This is a genomic window from Seohaeicola sp. 4SK31 (assembly GCF_028802875.1).
Taxonomy (GTDB): domain Bacteria; phylum Pseudomonadota; class Alphaproteobacteria; order Rhodobacterales; family Rhodobacteraceae; genus Seohaeicola.
Genome location: NZ_JARAMP010000009.1, coordinates 109,930 through 127,340 on the forward strand (window position 1 = coordinate 109,930; position 17,411 = coordinate 127,340).

Annotated in this window: 13 protein-coding genes; 8 read left to right on the forward strand and 5 right to left on the reverse strand. The window is 65.6% G+C overall.

The window, feature by feature from the left end; genetic code table 11:
• The first annotated feature begins 44 nt into the window (after positions 1–44).
• The 7 genes from PVW27_RS09605 to recN all read left to right on the forward strand — a co-directional run bounded on the left by PVW27_RS09605 (position 45) and on the right by recN (position 8,847).
• A complete protein-coding gene (locus PVW27_RS09605; protein WP_274557205.1) occupies positions 45–956 on the forward strand; it encodes a D-alanine--D-alanine ligase in 912 nt (303 codons plus the stop codon).
• Positions 944–1,819 (forward strand): cell division protein FtsQ/DivIB, encoded by an 876-nt coding sequence (locus PVW27_RS09610; protein ID WP_274557207.1) that lies wholly within the window; start codon positions 944–946, stop codon positions 1,817–1,819. The genes PVW27_RS09605 and PVW27_RS09610 overlap by 13 nt, the downstream gene beginning before the upstream one ends.
• Complete coding sequence (ftsA, locus tag PVW27_RS09615; protein ID WP_274557209.1) at positions 1,816–3,150, forward strand: cell division protein FtsA; 1,335 nt, start codon at positions 1,816–1,818, stop codon at positions 3,148–3,150. The genes PVW27_RS09610 and ftsA overlap by 4 nt, the downstream gene beginning before the upstream one ends.
• Before the next feature lie 174 nt (positions 3,151–3,324).
• Positions 3,325–4,995, forward strand: coding sequence for a cell division protein FtsZ (ftsZ, locus tag PVW27_RS09620; RefSeq protein ID WP_274557210.1), 1,671 nt, complete (start codon positions 3,325–3,327; stop codon positions 4,993–4,995).
• 232 nt (positions 4,996–5,227) lie between these two features.
• Positions 5,228–6,148 carry a UDP-3-O-acyl-N-acetylglucosamine deacetylase gene (gene lpxC, locus PVW27_RS09625; protein ID WP_274557211.1) on the forward strand — a complete coding sequence of 307 codons (921 nt, stop codon included), beginning with the start codon at positions 5,228–5,230 and terminating at the stop codon, positions 6,146–6,148.
• 141 nt (positions 6,149–6,289) lie between these two features.
• Entirely contained in the window at positions 6,290–7,138 is an 849-nt protein-coding gene (locus PVW27_RS09630) for an outer membrane protein assembly factor BamD (RefSeq protein ID WP_274557213.1), read from the forward strand.
• A gap of 53 nt (positions 7,139–7,191) precedes the next feature.
• Complete coding sequence (gene recN / locus PVW27_RS09635) at positions 7,192–8,847, forward strand: DNA repair protein RecN (RefSeq protein WP_274557215.1); 1,656 nt, start codon at positions 7,192–7,194, stop codon at positions 8,845–8,847.
• 66 nt (positions 8,848–8,913) lie between these two features.
• Here recN and PVW27_RS09640 read toward each other — a convergent pair whose 3' ends face one another.
• Positions 8,914–10,287 (reverse strand): FAD-binding oxidoreductase, encoded by a 1,374-nt coding sequence (locus PVW27_RS09640; RefSeq protein ID WP_274557217.1) that lies wholly within the window; start codon positions 10,285–10,287, stop codon positions 8,914–8,916.
• A 134-nt stretch (positions 10,288–10,421) separates the two neighbouring features.
• On the opposite strand from PVW27_RS09640, the gene PVW27_RS09645 reads away from it, so the two are divergent.
• Positions 10,422–12,110, forward strand: a complete 1,689-nt coding sequence (locus PVW27_RS09645; protein WP_274557219.1) for a chloride channel protein — start codon at positions 10,422–10,424, stop codon at positions 12,108–12,110.
• A gap of 106 nt (positions 12,111–12,216) precedes the next feature.
• Here the strand turns inward: PVW27_RS09645 and PVW27_RS09650 are convergent, their stop codons facing one another.
• From PVW27_RS09650 to cobS, 4 genes are all read right to left on the reverse strand, one after another.
• Positions 12,217–12,561 (reverse strand): DUF427 domain-containing protein, encoded by a 345-nt coding sequence (locus tag PVW27_RS09650; RefSeq protein ID WP_274557221.1) that lies wholly within the window; start codon positions 12,559–12,561, stop codon positions 12,217–12,219.
• A 58-nt stretch (positions 12,562–12,619) separates the two neighbouring features.
• Complete coding sequence (locus PVW27_RS09655) at positions 12,620–14,422, reverse strand: aminopeptidase P family protein (RefSeq protein WP_274557222.1); 1,803 nt, start codon at positions 14,420–14,422, stop codon at positions 12,620–12,622.
• A gap of 1 nt (position 14,423) precedes the next feature.
• On the reverse strand, positions 14,424–16,298 hold the full coding sequence (cobT, locus tag PVW27_RS09660) for a cobaltochelatase subunit CobT (protein ID WP_274557224.1): 1,875 nt from the start codon (positions 16,296–16,298) through the stop codon (positions 14,424–14,426).
• 108 nt (positions 16,299–16,406) lie between these two features.
• Positions 16,407–17,393, reverse strand: a complete 987-nt coding sequence (cobS, locus tag PVW27_RS09665) for a cobaltochelatase subunit CobS (protein ID WP_274557226.1) — start codon at positions 17,391–17,393, stop codon at positions 16,407–16,409.
• Between the last annotated feature and the right edge of the window lie 18 nt (positions 17,394–17,411).

Genomic DNA, 17,411 nt, shown 5'->3' on the forward strand with positions numbered 1-17,411 from the left:
AAACGGGGTCACAAAAGACCCGGGAACTGAGGCACGAATTGGGTATGTCGGGCAGGACAACCCCCAAGGTTGCAGTATTGATGGGCGGCGCTTCGGCTGAACGCGAGGTCTCCCTGTCATCAGGGCGCGAATGCGCCGCAGCATTGAGGGGCGAAGGATATGAGGTCGTTGCGCTGGACGCAGGGCCCGACCTTGCTGCGCGCCTGACCGAGATTGCTCCCGATGTCGTCTTCAACGCCCTGCATGGCCGCTGGGGCGAGGATGGCTGCGTGCAGGGGATGCTGGAATGGCTGCGGCTGCCCTATACCCATTCGGGCGTGCTGGCCTCGGCCCTGGCGATGGACAAGCAGCGCACCAAGGATCTCTACCGCACTGAGGGCCTGCCCGTGGTGCCCAGCCTGCTGGCACATCAGGCCGAGATTGCGGCCAGCCACCTGATGGACCCACCCTATGTGGTCAAACCCTATGACGAAGGGTCTTCGGTCGGCGTCGTGATCGTGCGTGAAGGCATGAACGCGCCCCGCCTGCCGGATGGTCTGCCGGATGTGCTGATGGTCGAGGCTTATGCGCCGGGTCGCGAATTGACCGTGACCGTCATGGGCGACCGCGCATTGGGCGTGACCGAGATCATCACCGATGGCTGGTATGACTATGACGCCAAGTACAAGCCCGGCGGGTCGCGCCATGTCTGCCCGGCCGAACTGCCTGCCCAGATCACGGATGCCTGCCTTGACTATGCGCTGCGCGCGCATCGCGTTCTGGGGTGTCGTGGCGTGACCCGCACCGACCTGCGGTGGGACGAGGCGCGCGGGCTGGACGGTCTGGTGCTGCTGGAAACCAATACGCAACCGGGCATGACGCCCACTTCGCTCTCGCCCGAACATGCCGGACTGGCGGGCCTCAGCTTCGGGCAGTTCTGTGCCTGGATGGTGGAGGATGCGTCATGCAACAGATAGGCCCGCGACTCGATCCTGCCCCCTCGCGCTGGTCCTACCGGATGCAGCGCCTGATGCTGACGCCGCTCTATCGCAACCTGTTGCGCGTCGGTCTGCCCTTCGTCATCGCCTTCGGGTCGGTCACGATCTACATGTCTGACGACATGCGGCGCGAGGCCGTGGTCACCGGGATCACCGATCTGCGCGACCAGTTCCAGAGCAGACCGGAGTTCATGGTCAGCCTCATGGCCATCGACGGGGCCTCGACCTCTGTCGCCGAAGACATCCGCGAGATCCTGCAACTGGATTTTCCCGTCAGCAGCTTCGATCTGGACCTTGAGGCGATCCTGACCGCGATCCGCGAATTGCCCGCCGTGGCGGATGCGCGCGTGCGCGTGCGCTCGGGCGGCATCCTTCAGGTCGATGTGACCGAGCGGGTGCCGGCGGTGCTCTGGCGGACGGCTCAGGGTCTTGAGGTGCTGGACGCGGACGGCATGATCACCGGCCCCGCCACCTCGCGCGAGGAATATGCCACCCTGCCGCTGATTGCGGGCGAGGGGGCGGACAAACATGTGACCGAAGCGCTGGATCTGGTCCGCGCCGCCGGGCCGCTGGGCGCGCGGATGCGTGGGCTCGTGCGCATGGGCGAACGGCGCTGGGATGTGGTGCTTGACCGTGATCAGCGCATTCTTCTGCCCGAGGATGCGCCGGTGCAGGCGTTGGAGCGTGTCATCGCGCTGGGGCAGGTCCACGAGATGCTGGAACGGGATCTGGCCGTGGTCGACATGCGACTGGCGGCACGCCCGACGATCCGGATGAATGCCGCCGCTGTTGAACAGTGGCACGAATTGCAGGCAACAAACGCAGGGATAGCAGGACGATGATCGAGCTTTACCACAGCCAGCGCGCCATGCGGAACATGCGCCGCGCCGCCATGCAACGCGGTGTCGTGGCCATTCTGGATGTGGGCAGCTCCAAGATTGCCTGTCTGGTCCTGCGCTTCGACGGGGCCGATCGCGGCACCGAAACGGAAGGAATCGGCCCGATGGCAGGGCAGGCGGGGTTCCGCGTCATCGGGGCCGCCACCACCCGCTCGCGCGGGGTGCGCTTCGGCGAGATCCACGCCATGCAGGAAACCGAACGCGCGATCCGCACCGCGGTGCAGGCCGCGCAGAAGATGGCCAACATCCGCGTCGATCATGTCATCGCCTGTTTCTCGGGCGGTGATCCGCGCAGCTATGGTCTGGCCGGGGCCATCGACTTGGAAGGGCATGTGGTCACCGAACAGGATGTCAGCCGCGTGCTCAGCGCCTGCGACGTGCCGGATTACGGCGACGGGCGCGAGGTGCTCCACGCCCAGCCCGTCAACTTTGCGCTGGACCACCGCTCGGGTCTGGGCGATCCGCGCGGCCAGATGGGGATGCGACTGGCCACGGACATGCACATGCTGACCGTGGACGGCATCGCGATCCAGAACCTGGCCCATTGCGTCAAGCGGTGCGATCTGGAACTGGCCGGCGTCGCCTCATCCTCTTACGTGTCGGGCATTTCGGCGCTGGTCGAGGACGAGCAGGAACTGGGGGCGGCCTGCATCGACATGGGCGGCGGCACCACCGGCATCTCGATCTTCATGAAAAAGCACATGATCTTTGCCGACTCGGTGCGGATGGGGGGCGATCATGTCACGGGCGACATTTCGATGGGGCTTGGTGTGCCCGCCTCGACCGCCGAACGGATCAAGACCTTTTATGGTGGCGTCGTGGCCACAGGCATGGACGACCGCGAGATGATCGAGATCGGCGGCGACACGGGCGATTGGGAACATGACCGGCGCACCGTCAGCCGGGCCGAACTGATCGGCATCATGCGCCCGCGGGTCGAGGAAATTCTGGAAGAGGTCCGCGCAAGGCTGGATGCGGCCGGGTTCGATCATCTGCCCAGCCAGCAAATTGTTCTGACCGGCGGCGGCAGCCAGATTCCCGGATTGGATGGATTGGCCAGTCGAATACTGGGGCATCAGGTCCGGCTTGGTCGCCCTCTGCGTGTGCACGGGCTGCCACAATCTGTCACGGGCCCCGGTTTTGCCAGCGCGGTCGGCCTGTGCCTGTTCGCCGCGCATCCGCAGGACGAGTGGTGGGACTTCGAGATTCCCGTGGATCGCTACCCTGCACGATCTCTCAAGAGGGCTGTAAAATGGTTCAAGGACAACTGGTAACCGCAATATCTGGCATGTTGAGCGAAATCCCGCGTGAGGCGAGCATTTCTTCGCCACATTTTGTGGTTAATTCGCGTTTTTTTGGTGACGTTCAGACCCACACAGGTTAACATCCGTGTGGATTAGGCAAAATAATGCCCGTGAATACGGGCCGAAACCTCAGGCGGACAGATCATGACATTGAACCTTTCGATGCCCGGACATGAAGAACTGAAGCCCCGGATCACCGTATTTGGTGTCGGCGGTGCTGGCGGCAACGCGGTCAACAACATGATCGAGAAAAAGCTGACGGGCGTCGAATTCGTGGTGGCCAACACCGATGCGCAGGCCTTGCAGCAAAGCAACGCCCCCAGCCGCATCCAGCTGGGCGTCAAGGTCACCGAAGGTCTGGGGGCAGGGGCCCGTGCCGCCGTGGGCGCCGCCGCCGCCGAGGAATCGATCGAACAGATCGTGGACCATCTGGCCGGCGCGCATATGTGCTTCATCACCGCAGGCATGGGCGGCGGCACCGGCACCGGGGCGGCCCCCATCATCGCGCAGGCCGCGCGCGAGCTGGGTGTTCTGACCGTGGGCGTGGTGACCAAACCCTTCCAGTTCGAAGGTGCCAAGCGGATGCGTCAGGCCGAAGAAGGTGTCGAGGCGCTGCAGAAGATGGTCGATACGCTGATCATCATTCCGAACCAGAACCTCTTCCGTCTGGCCAATGAGAAAACGACCTTCACCGAAGCCTTCTCGATGGCCGATGACGTGCTCTATCAGGGCGTCAAGGGCGTGACCGACCTGATGGTCCGTCCGGGTCTCATCAACCTCGACTTCGCCGATGTCCGCGCCGTCATGGACGAAATGGGCAAGGCGATGATGGGCACGGGCGAAGCCTCGGGCGAAGATCGCGCCATTCAGGCCGCCGAAAAGGCCATCGCCAACCCGCTGCTGGATGAAATCAGCCTGCGCGGCGCCAAGGGCGTGCTGATCAACATCACCGGCGGTCACGACCTGACCCTGTTCGAACTGGACGAGGCCGCGAACCGCATCCGCGAGGAAGTGGACGCCGATGCCAATATCATCGTCGGCTCGACCCTGGATACCGACATGGAAGGCATGATGCGCGTCAGCGTTGTCGCCACGGGCATCGACGCCGTCGAAGTGAACACCGACATGCCGGTCCCCCGCCGCCGCATGTCCCAGCCGCTGAGCCAGCCGACACCCGCTCCGGTCGAGGCCCCGGCGGCACAGGCCCGTCCGGCCGCACCTGCACCCGTGCAGGAACCCGCGCCGGCGCCGCAGCAGGCCCCGCAGCGCCCCGCCGCTGCCGCCCGCACGCCCGAGCCCACGTTCTTTGAAGATCTGGACGTGGATCAGGTCGCCGCAAGCGAGCAGATGGAAGACATCTTCGCCGACGACGCGCAGTATGACGACTCGCTGCCGCCGCCCGCCTATCAGCCGCGCCAGACCCAGGCCCCGGCTGCCCGCTATGAGGATGAGGCACAGAATTTCGTGGCGCCCCGTCCGGCCCCTCCCGGCACACCCTCGCCCGAGGCGATGGCCCGCCTGCATCACGCCGTCAACAAGGCCGCACCGCAGTCGCAGCGTCCCGTGGCCCAGCCCCAGCCGGAACCCGAGCAGCGCCCGCGCTTCGGGATCAATTCGCTGATCAACCGCATGACCGGCCATTCGGCCGAGTCGCAGGAACGCGCCCCCGCGCATCCCCCGCGCCAGCAGCCGCCGGTTCGCGCGCAGGCGCCGCAGGGCTATGCCCAGCAAGCCCGCGCCACCCCGTCCGAAGCCACGGATCCCGATCAGGAACGGATCGAGATTCCGGCCTTCCTGCGGCGTCAGGCGAACTGATCACGCAACATTTGCGTGACTGATCCGATCGCGAAAGACCGCCTCCGGGCGGTCTTTTTCTTTTTGTTTCATAGGGCTTTAGGTCTGTTCCGCCGCAGTGCGGCAACTATCCGCCCATCCCCTGCGCGGATGTTTCAAACCGTTACAAAGATTGAATTGTTACCAAAGCGTCACATCCCTATTTTCCTGTCACAGCGGGAGAACACCGCGACAGCAGACCCAGAGGCTTGACGTGCAGCATACTTTGAAATCGGCGATACGCTTCGATGGGGTCGGATTGCATTCGGGCCAGCCGGTCTGCATGGTGATCCGTCCCGCAGCGGCCGAGCACGGCATCTGGTTCCGTCGCAGCGACGTGCTGTTCGGCGATGCCATGATCCCCGCCCGCTGGGATTCCGTCCGCCAGTCGCCGCTCTGCACCTTTCTGGAAAATGAACAAGGCGTCAGCGTCTCGACCGTCGAGCATGTGATGGCCGCGCTTGCAGGATGCGGCGTGCACAATGCGCTGATCGAGGTGGATGGGCCTGAAGTGCCGATCCTTGACGGCAGTTCCGCCTCCTTCGTCCGGGCCATCCTGAACCGTGGCCTGCGCCAGCAATCCGCACCCGTGCGCGCGATCCGCGTTCTGGAAACCGTCGAAGTGCGTCGTGGCGATGCCTGGGCGCGTCTGTCGCCCGCCGATCGTCTGGTGATCGACTTCAGCATCAAGTTCGACGATGCCGCCATTGGCGAGCAGTCCAAGTCCCTGCCGATGTCCAATGGAAGCTTCGTGCGCGAACTCTGCGACAGCCGCACCTTCTGCCGTCAGGCCGATGTGGACATGATGCGCGCGCAAGGGCTGGCCCTTGGCGGCACGCTTGAGAATGCCGTGGTGGTCGATGGCGACCGTATCCTGACACCCGGTGGCCTGCGCCACAGGGACGAGGCCGTGCGCCACAAGATGCTGGACGCGCTGGGGGATCTGGCGCTGGCTGGCGGGCCGTTGCTGGGGGCCTATACCGGCCACCGCGCGGGCCATGCCCTGACCAATGATCTGCTGCGGGCGCTGTTCGCCCGCCCCTCGGCCTATAGCATGGTGGTCTGTGACGCGGCGATGACCGCGCGTCTGCCCGGTGTGGACATCCACATGGACGAAATTCCCGCAGTCGCATAGGCTGCATGCTGCCGTCATCGGACAGCATGGGACCGAGTATTTGCGCCAAAGGCGTTTTGCACCGGAATTTTCTGTGCTAGGACCGTCGGTAACGGCAGGGCAAAGACCTGCTGACGTGACCAGACAAGGGTGAGAGCAAGCATGACAGGCGGGTCCCGGGCAAAGGTGATCGGTGGCGTTCTACTGGCTGTTTGGCTGGCCGGATGCGACAGCGTGACGGAACGCGCAGGGCGCGGATCGATTCCCCTCGACGGTTTCACCGCCGAACAGATCTATGAGCGCGGCGAATTCGAGATTGACCGCAGCCGCCCCGAAGACGCGGCCTTCTATTTCGCGGAAATCGAACGCCTCTATCCCTATTCCGAATGGGCCAAGCGTGGCCTCATCATGCAGGCGTTTTCCTACCATTCCGCCCGTGACTTCGAAAACAGCCGCGCCGCTGCGCAGCGCTATATCGACTTCTACCCGGCGGATGAGGATGCGGCCTATGCGCAATATCTGTTGGCGCTGTCCTATTACGACCAGATCGACGATGTGGGCCGCGATCAGGGCCTGACCTTTCAGGCGCTCCAATCGCTGCGCACCGTGATCGAGGTTTATCCCGACAGCGAATATGCCTCCTCTGCGGTGCTCAAGTTCGATCTTGCCTTCGACCATCTGGCCGGGAAAGAGATGGAGATCGGGCGCTACTACCTCAAGGGCGCGCATTACACCGCTGCGATCAATCGCTTCCGTGTCGTCGTGCAGGACTTCCAGACCACCAGCCACACCGCCGAAGCGCTGCATCGTCTGGTCGAGGCCTATCTCTCGCTGGGTCTGACCCAGGAGGCGCAGACCGCGGGTGCGATCCTTGGCCATAACTTCCGCTCCACCACCTGGTATGAGGACAGCTTCAAGCTGCTGACCGGGCGCGGGCTGGAACTGGAAGCGGCGGGCGACAGCTGGCTGGCGCAGATCTACCGTCAGACGATCCGGGGACAGTGGCTGTGATGCCTTGCCCTGCGGTCTGTGGCCGTCTGGCATGAGCCGGGGGCACTGGGGACATGCTGCGCGCGCTTGAAATCCGCGACATGCTCATCATTGACCGGCTGGACCTGACCTTCCAGCCGGGTCTGAACGTCCTGACCGGCGAAACCGGCGCAGGCAAGTCGATCCTGCTTGATTCCCTTGGCTTCGTTCTGGGCTGGCGCGGCCGGGCCGAACTGGTCCGGCAGGGGGCCGAGCAGGGCGAGGTTGTCGCGGTGTTCGACCTGCCCGACGGGCACGCCGCCCATGCCGTGCTGGAAGAGGCGGGGCTGCCCAGCGGCCCGGAACTGATCCTGCGCCGGATCAACACCCGCGATGGGCGCAAGACATCCTGGATCAATGACCGCCGCTGCTCGGGCGAGGTGCTGCGCGCCCTCTCGGACCGGCTGGTGGAACTGCATGGCCAGCATGACGACCGCGGCCTGCTCGACCCCAAGGGCCACCGCGCCCTGCTGGATGCCTTTGGCGGGGTGGCCCCGCTTCTGGACACCACGCGCGAGACATGGCGCGCGCGGTCGCGCCTGTCCAGACGCCTGACCGAGGCCGAGGCGGCCATCGCCGCTGTGCGCGCCGAGGAAGACTATCTGCGCCACGCCGTCGCCGAACTGGACGCGATGGACCCGCAGCCGGGCGAGGAGGCCGAACTGGACGCGCGCCGCCGCCTGATGCAGGGGGCCGAGCGGATGCGCGAGGATATGGCCCGCGCCCATGCCGCCCTTGGCCCGCAGGGGGCCGAAGGGGCGATGGGTGACGCGCTGCGCTGGCTGGACGGTCTGGCCGACCGGGCCGAAGGGATGCTCGACGCCCCCCTTGAGGCACTCGGGCGCGCGCTGAACGAGCTGGCGGATGCGGTGCAGGGCGTGGAACGCGCGCAGGATGTCCTCAGCTTCAATCCGCATGAGCTGGAAGAAACCGAGGAACGTCTCTTCGCGATCCGGGCGCTGGCGCGCAAGCATGACGTGCTGGCCGATGATCTGGGCCAGTTTGCCCAGGGTCTGCGCGACCGTCTGGCGGCCCTTGACCGGGGCGACGCCGATCTGCGCGCGCTCAGGACCGAACTGGCGCAGGCCGAGGCTGCCTTCGATGCGGCGGCCCGCGCCCTGACCGATGCGCGGGCCGAGGCGGCAGGGCGGCTGGATGCGGCCGTCACGGCGGAACTGGCCCCGCTCAAGATGGAACGCGCGGTCTTTCGCACCGAGATTGCCGCCGCCGAACCCGGACCGGAGGGGCGCGACAGCGTGACCTTCAGCGTGGCCACCAACCCCGGTGCGCCTGCCGGACCACTGGCGCGCATCGCCTCGGGCGGGGAACTCAGCCGGTTTCTGCTGGCGCTGAAAGTCTGCCTCAGCGACAGCAATGCCGGAATCACCATGATCTTCGACGAGATCGACCGCGGTGTCGGCGGCGCGACGGCAGATGCCGTGGGCCGCAGGCTGGCCGCGCTGGCCGAGGGCGGGCAGGTGCTGGTCGTCACCCATTCACCGCAGGTCGCGGCCCTTGGCGCCCATCACTGGCGTGTGGAAAAGCGGGTGCGGGACGAGATGACGACGACCACCGTGGTGCCGCTGGACGCATCCGCCCGCGTGGACGAGATCGCGCGCATGGTCGCCGGCGACACGATCACCGACGAGGCGCGCGGCGCCGCCCGCGCGCTGCTGGCGGGCACGGTCTGACGCGTCACATGCCGCGCCTGATGCGCCGTTGTTTTTGAGTATTTTTGGCAAGATGAAGCGGGGGGCTTAGCCCTGCCGCAGCATCTTGCCGGGGTTCATGATATTGCCGGGGTCCAGTGCCAGCTTGAGGCTGCGCATCACATCCCATCCCGCCCCATGTTCGGCCTGCATGTAATCCAGCTTGCCCAGACCCACGCCATGCTCGCCCGTGGCCGTGCCCCCCAGCGCCAGCGCCCGTGTCACCATGCGATGCGACAGATCATGGGCGGCGGCGACCTCGGCGGGGTTCTGATCGTCATAGAGCAGGATCGCATGGAAATTGCCGTCCCCCACATGGCCCAGGATTGGCCCCGCAATCGGCGAGGCCGCGATATCCGCCTGCGTCTGCGTCACCGCCTCGGCCAAGCGCGAGATCGGCACGCAGATATCGGTCACCAGCGCGACGCTGCCGGGGCGGGAGGCCTTGATCGCGTAATAGGCATTGTGCCGCATCGCCCATAGGGTGCTGCGATCCTCGGGCCGGGTGGCCCAGTCAAAGCCGGTGCCGCCATGATCCGCGACGATCTCGCCCAAGGTTTCGGCCTGTTCGCGCACGCCACTGTCCGAGCCGTGGAATTCCACCATCAGATGCGGCGTCAAGGGAATATCCGTGCCGGACCATGCGTTGACGGCGGCCACGCTGGCCGCGTCGATGAATTCGATCCGCGCCATGGGCAGACCCATCTGGATCGTGTCGATCACGGCGGCGACCGCCTCGTCCATCTGCGCAAAGCCGCAGATCGCCGCCGCAGTCGCTTCGGGCTGGCCCCGCAGCCGCAAGGTCAGTTCGGTGATCAGGCCAAGCGTTCCCTCGGCCCCGACGAACAACCCCGTCAGGTCATATCCCGCCGCCGTCTTGCGTGCGCGCGTGCCCGTGCGGATGATGCGCCCATCGGCCAGCACCACCTCCAGTCCCAGCACATTGTCCCGCATCGTGCCGTAACGCACCGCAGTGGTGCCGCTGGCCCGCGTCGAGGCCATTCCCCCGATCGAGGCATTGGCGCCGGGATCGACCGGAAAGAACAAGCCCGTGGCCCGCAGTTCGGCATTCAACGCCTCGCGCGTGATGCCGGGCTGCACGACCACATCCATATCCTCAGGATTGACCTGCAACACCTTGTTCATCAATCGAAAATCCACACAAACCCCGCCATGGGGCGACTGCGCCTGCCCCTCAAGCGAGGTGCCCGCACCATAGCCCACCACAGGCACGCCATGGGCCGCGCAGATCCCCACGATCGCCGCCACCTCGGCCGTGCTCTCGGGATAGACCACCGCATCGGGCGGCATGGACGGGAAATGCGTCTCCGAGCGGCCATGCTGGTCCAGTTCGGACTTGGACCGGGTGGCGCGTTGTCCTAACAAGGAGGTCAGATCGTCAAAGGCTGTCGGGCGGGTCATCGGGGTCTCCGAAAGGGGCGGGTGCACCGACCCTAGGCCAAGGCGACCAGACGGGGAAGGGGCAAGACCATGGTCAGAGCGAGGGATGGATGGCCCGAAAGGCAAGCGACCCCGTGCAGGACGGACATCGTCTGATGCCGCAGACCCTGAGGGCGCAGCTGTCGCAGCTTCTGACTCAGGCGCGGCAATTTCTGGCCGAGGTCTGGCGCGTCTTGCGCCAACGCGGCCCCAGCCAGTTCCAGTTCTGGCTGATCGCCCTGATCATCGGCATTGCCGCCGGTTTCGCCGCCCTGCTGTTCCGTAAGGGGATCGAAGTGCTGCAGGCGGTTCTCTACGGCACGGATGACGTGGCGATGCTGCACAGCTTTGCCCTGACCATGCCCTGGTATTGGGTTCTGGTCCTGCCGATCGCGGGCGGTCTGGTGGTCGGGCTGATCCTGCACCGCTTCACTCCGGATGCGCGGGTGCGCTCGGTCGCGGATGTGATCGAGGGAGCCGCGCTGCAGGACGGGCGGGTCGAGCATCGTGCGGGCCTTGCTTCGGCGGCGGCCTCGCTCATCACCCTGTCCACCGGCGGGTCGAGCGGGCGGGAAGGTCCTGTCGTGCATATGGCCGCCGTCATCTCAAGCTGGGTCAGCGAGCGGATTCGCGCGGACGGGATCACCGGGCGCGACCTGCTGGGCTGTGCCGTCGCCGCCGCCGTCTCGGCCAGTTTCAACGCGCCCATCGCGGGGGCGCTTTTTGCGCTGGAAGTGGTGCTGCGGCATTTCGCTGTGCATGCCTTCGCGCCCATCGCCATTGCCGCCGTGGCGGGCACCGTGATCAACCGGATCGAATATGGCGGCGTGACCGAATTCGTGCTGCCGGGGATCAACACGCTGGAATTCTATGGCGAACTGCCCGCGTTCCTGATCCTCGGGCTGCTCTGCGGGCTTGTGGCCACGGTGCTGATGCGCGCGATCTTCGTGGCCGAGGACATGGGCAACCGCATCCAGACCGCAACCGGCCTGCCGCGCTGGCTGCGCCCGGCGGTGTCGGGGGCCATGCTGGGCGGGCTGGCGATCTGGTTTCCCCATATCATCGGCGTCGGCTACGAGACGACATCCGCCGCCCTGACCGGCCAGCTTCTGCTGTGGGAGGCGGTCGTGTTCTGCATACTCAAGGTGCTGGCTGTCGCCATCACCATGGGCGGGCGCATGGGGGGCGGGGTCTTCTCGCCCGCGCTGATGGTGGGCGCGCTGACCGGGCTGGCCTTCGGCATGATCGCCACGGCCATCTTCCCCGACGTGTCGGGGGCCAGCACGATCTATGCGCTGGCGGGCATGGGGGCGGTCGCCGCCGCCGTGCTGGGCGCTCCGATCTCGACCACGCTGATCGTGTTCGAGATGACCGGCGACTGGCAGATCGGCATCGCGGTCATGGTGGCGGTCTCGCTCTCCACGGCGCTGGCCTCACGGCTGGTGGACCGGTCCTTCTTTCTCACCCAGCTCGAACGGCGCGGCGTGCATCTGGCGGCCGGGCCGCAGGCCTATCTCTTGTCGATGTTCCGCGTCGCGGCCGTGATGCGCAAGGTCGGCGATCCCGGCATGGCGGATGAAACCGCCTGCCGCGAGATGATCGAGGACGGCATCTATGTCGAGGCGACCGCCACGCTCGAGGCGGCGCTGCCCCTGTTCGACCGCGCCGGAGTTCCCTTCCTGCCGGTGGTCACCCGTGTCGAGGGCAATGAAGAGCCGCAGCTATGGGGCGCGCTCTTCCATGTGGACGCGCTCAAGACCTATACCCGCGCGCTTGCCGCCACGGCGGCCGAGGAACATAGCTAGGCATCGCGCCCCGTGATCGGCGCGCGCTGCTGCGGCTTCTTCTTGCTGAAAATATCCATGACCACGCCCGCCACCTGTCGCGTGACGGGCAAGGACAGGGATCTTGTCAGACCTGCTCGACCGTCACCGTATCCGAGGCATAGAAGGCCAGATGGTCCTTGATCCGTTCCATCCCCGGCTTGGGGTCCTCATAGGACCATGCCGCGTTCTGCAAGGTCGTGCTTTTCGTCACGATCGAGAAATAGCTGGCATCGCCCTTGTGCGGGCAATGTGTCTTGTGGTCGGTGCGGTCCAGAAAGGCCATGGCGATGTCGCCGCGCGGGAAATAGATCACGAAGGGCATCGCGCCTTCGGTCAATTCCAGCGCGTCATTGGACTCGCCCAGGACCGCGCCACCGGCGCGGACCACCCAGGTTCCTTCGGCTTTGCGGATCGTAATGTGATCGGTCATGGTCTTCCCCCGTTTTCAATCTTCTGTGCCCTGCCTGTGTGACGCTGTCATGTCAGCGTCACAGCGGAGCGGTCGCCCCGGCCAGCCAGATGCGCGCCGCTTCGGACAGGCGCGGTGCTATCTTGTCGTGACATGCCGCGTGATAGGCGTTCAGCCAGGCCCGCTCCTCGGCGGTCATCAGGCCGGGCAGCACCAGCCGCCGGTCGATCGGCACCCATGTCAGCGTGTCGAAGCTGAACATGGCCCGATCATCGGCGCCGGCAAGGGCAGGGGCCTCGCGCACCACGATCAGGTTCTCGATCCGGATGCCAAAGGACCCTTCGCGGTAATATCCCGGCTCGTTGGACAGGATCATGCCGGGCTGCAAGGGCACGTCCGAGATGCGGCTGATCCGCTGCGGGCCTTCATGCACGCAAAGATAGACGCCCACACCATGACCGGTCCCGTGGTTGAAATCCAGCCCCGCCGCCCAAAGCGGCGCGCGGGCAATGGCGTCGATGTCGCGCCCCGCCAGCCCCTTGGGAAAGCGCAGGCGCGAGATCCCGATCATCCCCTGCAACACGCGGGTGAAACAGGCTTTTTCCGTATCGCCAACCTCGCCCACGGGCAGGGTGCGGGTGATATCGGTGGTCCCGTCCAGATATTGCCCGCCGCTGTCCACCACGATCAGATGTCCCGGTTCCAGCCGCGCATTGCTGCTGTTCGAGACGCGGTAATGCATGATCGCGCCATTGGGACCGGTCCCTGCGATCGTCTCGAAACTGATGTCGCGCAGGGCATTGGTCGCGCGGCGGAAACCTTCCAGCGCGGTGGCCACCTCGATCTCGGTCAGCGACCCCGCCGGCTGTGCGTCGAACCAGCACAGGAATTCCACCATGGCGGCGGCATCGCGCAGATGCGCCTCGGTCGTGGCGGCGATCTCGGCCGGGGTCTTGGTCGCCTTGGGCAGGATGCAGGGATCTTGCCCCCAGACGCAGGGAACCCCCGCCTCGGCCAGTTCCATCGACACCCAGAGAGGGGCCGTCGCCCGGTCCACCCGCACCGGGCCAGTCAGACTGCGCAATCCCGCGCCAAAGGCCGTCACCGGGCGCAAGGTCACATCCGTGCCCAGATGCGCGCGCAGGGCGTCATCGCATTTGGCGGGATCGGCGAACAGCGTCAGATGGCCGTTGTCATGCAGCACGGCAAAGCCATGCGGCACCGGGTTGCGCGGAATATCCGCCCCCCGCACGTTCAGGAGCCAGGCAAGGGAATCGGCCAGGGTCAGGACGGCCGCGCTCTGCCCGGCCTTGCGCAAGCCTTCGGCCAGCCGCGCCCGCTTGGCGGCGCTGGTCTCGCCTGCCAGATCATCAGGATAGGGCGTGATCAGCCCCGCAGGCGGGGCAGGCTGGTCGGTCCAGATCCGGTCCAGGGCATTGGGGCCGGGCCGCAGCGTGATGGCCGTGCCCGCCAGCGCCTCCTCCAGCTTGCCGATCTCGTCCGCGGTGTGCAGCCAGGGATCAAACCCGATCACCCCGCCATTGGGCAACTGCGCGCGCAGCCAGTCGGCCAGCCCTGTCTCGGGCCAGGGCACGGGCGTGAAATGCGCCAGATCCACCTGACCTTTCACCTGCGTGCGGTAGCGTCCGTCGATGAAAACGCCCGCCACATGGGGCAGCACGCAGGCAAACCCGGCCGAGCCGGTGAATCCCGTCAGCCAGGCTAGCCGCGCATCGTGCGGGGCCACATATTCCCCCTGATGCGCATCGGCGCGCGGCACCAGAAATCCGGTCAGCCCCTCGCGCGGCAACAGATCGCGCAGCGCGGCCAGCCGGGGCGGGCCCTGCTCGGGGCGGGCACTGTCCTCGAAACTCTGGAACATGCTACATCGCCCTCTTCATGCCGATCATCCGGGCACGGGCGCGCGGGTCGCTGTCGAACAGCCCCGCCAGCTGCTCGGTCATGGCCCCGGCCAGCTGGTCCACATCGGTGATCGTGACCGCATGCTGGTAATAGCGCGTCACGTCATGGCCGATACCGATGGCGATCAGTTCCACAGCCTTGCGTTTTTCCACCATGGCAATCACGTCGCGCAGGTGCTTTTCCAGATAGTTCGCAGGGTTCACCGAGAGGGTGGAATCGTCCACGGGCGCGCCATCCGAGATCACCATCATGATCTTGCGCGCCTCGGGCCGGGCCATCATGCGCCGATGCGCCCATTCCAGCGCCTCGCCGTCGATGTTCTCCTTCAGCAAGCCTTCCTTCATCATCAGCCCCAGATTGGGCCGCGTCCGCCGCCATGGCGCATCCGCGGATTTATAGATGATGTGCCGCAGATCGTTCAGACGCCCCGGTTGCTGCGGGCGCCCCTCGGCCAGCCATTTCTCGCGGCTTTGGCCACCTTTCCACGCGCGTGTGGTGAAGCCCAGGATTTCCACCTTGACCGAGCACCGCTCCAGCGTCCGCGCCAGCACATCGGCGCAGATGGCCGCGATGGAAATCGGCCGCCCCCGCATCGAGCCGGAATTGTCCAGAAGCAGCGTCACCACCGTATCGCGGAATTCCGTGTCCTTCTCGACCTTGAAGGACAGCGGCGTCGTCGGGTTCGCCACGACACGCGCCAGACGGCCCGCATCAAGGATGCCTTCTTCCATGTCGAACAACCACGAGCGGTTCTGCTGCGCCTGAAGGCGGCGTTGCAGTTTGTTGGCCAGACGGCCCACAGCGCCTTTCAACGGCTCCAACTGCTGATCCAGATAGGCGCGCAACCGTTCCAACTCGACCGGGTCCGCCAATTCCTCGGCGGGAATTTCCTCATCGAAATCGGTGACATAGACGGCATAGTTCGGATCGGCATCCGAGACGGGCTGCGGCGCGGGCGGCTCCAGCGGGGCCTCGCCATCGGGCAGTTCAGTATCCTCGCCCATCTCCTGATCGGCCAACTCGTCCATGCTGACCTGCGCCTGTGACGCGTCCTGGCTGTCCTCCTGCGACTGCTCGGGGCTGGCCTCGGCCTCTTCCTGCTGCTGGTCATCCTGACCGCTGCTGTCGGGGTTTTCCTGCTGCTCGGCGCTGTCCTCGGCATCGTCCTGATCGTCATCAGGCTGGTCGGGATCATCGCCCAGCTGATCGCCGTAACCCAGATCTTCGATCACCTTGCGGGCGAACCGTGCAAAGGCCGCCTGATCGTGCAGCTTGTCCTGCAAACCGTCCAGCGTGCCGCCCGCCTGATCCTCGATGAACCCGCGCCATAGCTCCATGACGTTCTGCGCGCCCGCCGGAAGCTGCCGCCCCGTCGCCAGATGCCGGATCATATACCCCGCCGCCGTCGCCAATGGCGCGTCCGAGGCTTGGGTGATCTGCTCATACCCCGCCCGCGCCGCCTCATGTGCGATCTTGGCGTCGATATTGCCAGCGGTGCCGGGCATGTCGCGCGCGCCCATCGCCTCGCAGCGCGCGGTCTCCATCGCCTCATAAAGGTCCCGCGCCATCGCACCGGGCGGCGCGTAGCGCGCATGCAGCGCGTCATTGTGGTAACGGCGGTGTAGCGCCAGCGCATCGGCCGTGCCACGCGCCAGCATCACCTCGTCCCGCGTCATGCGGCGGCTGACCTGCGGCAGACGCATCGCATCACCCGACAGGCCCGAGGGATCGACCGAATAGCTGACCGTCAGATCAGGGTCATGGGCCATGACCTTGGTGGCCTCGGCCAAGGCTTTCTTGAACGGATCGGCGGGGTTGTCGGTCGGTTTGCTCATCTCACCTCTCCGGTCGCGGGGCGGCCCTTGGGCCAACGGCGCTGCTCCTCCGCCCTGCTGGCCCGCGTCGCGAGGACAACCCGCAGGGATGGACCGAGCGTGCCGCGATCACTTCATCGACATCGAGGCCGCCGATTCCGGCAGTTCCTCGTCGAACAGACGCTGATAGAACTCGGCCACCGTCTGCCGCTCCAGCTCGTCGCATTTATTCAGGAAGGACAGCCGGAACGCATAGCCGACATTGCGGAAAATCTCGGCATTCTGCGCCCATGCGATCACCGTCCGCGGGCTCATCACGGTGGACAGATCACCATTCATGAAGGCCGTCCGCGTCAGATCGGCCACCGTGACCATCTGCTTGATCACTTTGCGACCCTTCTCGGTGTTGTAATGCGGGTTCTTGGCCAGAACGATATTCGTCTCGGCCTCGATGCTCAGATAGTTCAGCGTCGCGACCAAGGACCAGCGGTCCATCTGGCCCTGGTTGATCTGCTGGGTGCCGTGATAAAGCCCCGTCGTATCGCCCAGACCCACGGTGTTGGCGGTGGCGAAGAGGCGGAAATATTTATGCGGCGTGATGACCTCGTTCTGGTCCAGCAGCGTCAGCTTGCCATCCACTTCCAGCACGCGCTGGATCACGAACATCACATCGGCGCGGCCCGCATCATATTCGTCGAACACGATCGCGGTCGGGTTGCGCAGCGCCCAGGGCAGGATGCCCTCGTGGAATTCGGTGACCTGCACCCCGTCCTTCAGCTTGATCGCATCCTTGCCGATCAGGTCGATCCGGCTGATATGGCTGTCAAGGTTCACCCGCACGCAGGGCCAGTTCAGACGGCTGGCGACCTGTTCGATATGGGTGGATTTGCCCGTGCCGTGATAGCCCTGGATCATCACGCGGCGGTTGTGGCTGAAGCCCGCAAGGATCGCCAGCGTGGTGTCGGGATCGAACTTGTAGGTGCTGTCATTCTCGGGCACGCGTTCGGTGCGCTCGGGGAAACCCTTGACGATCATGTCGGTGTCGATGCCAAAGACCTCGCGGACCGAGATGTCTTCGGTGGGTTTTGCGTTGATATCGATCATGCCATCGGCCATGGAACTGTCCTTCCCGTG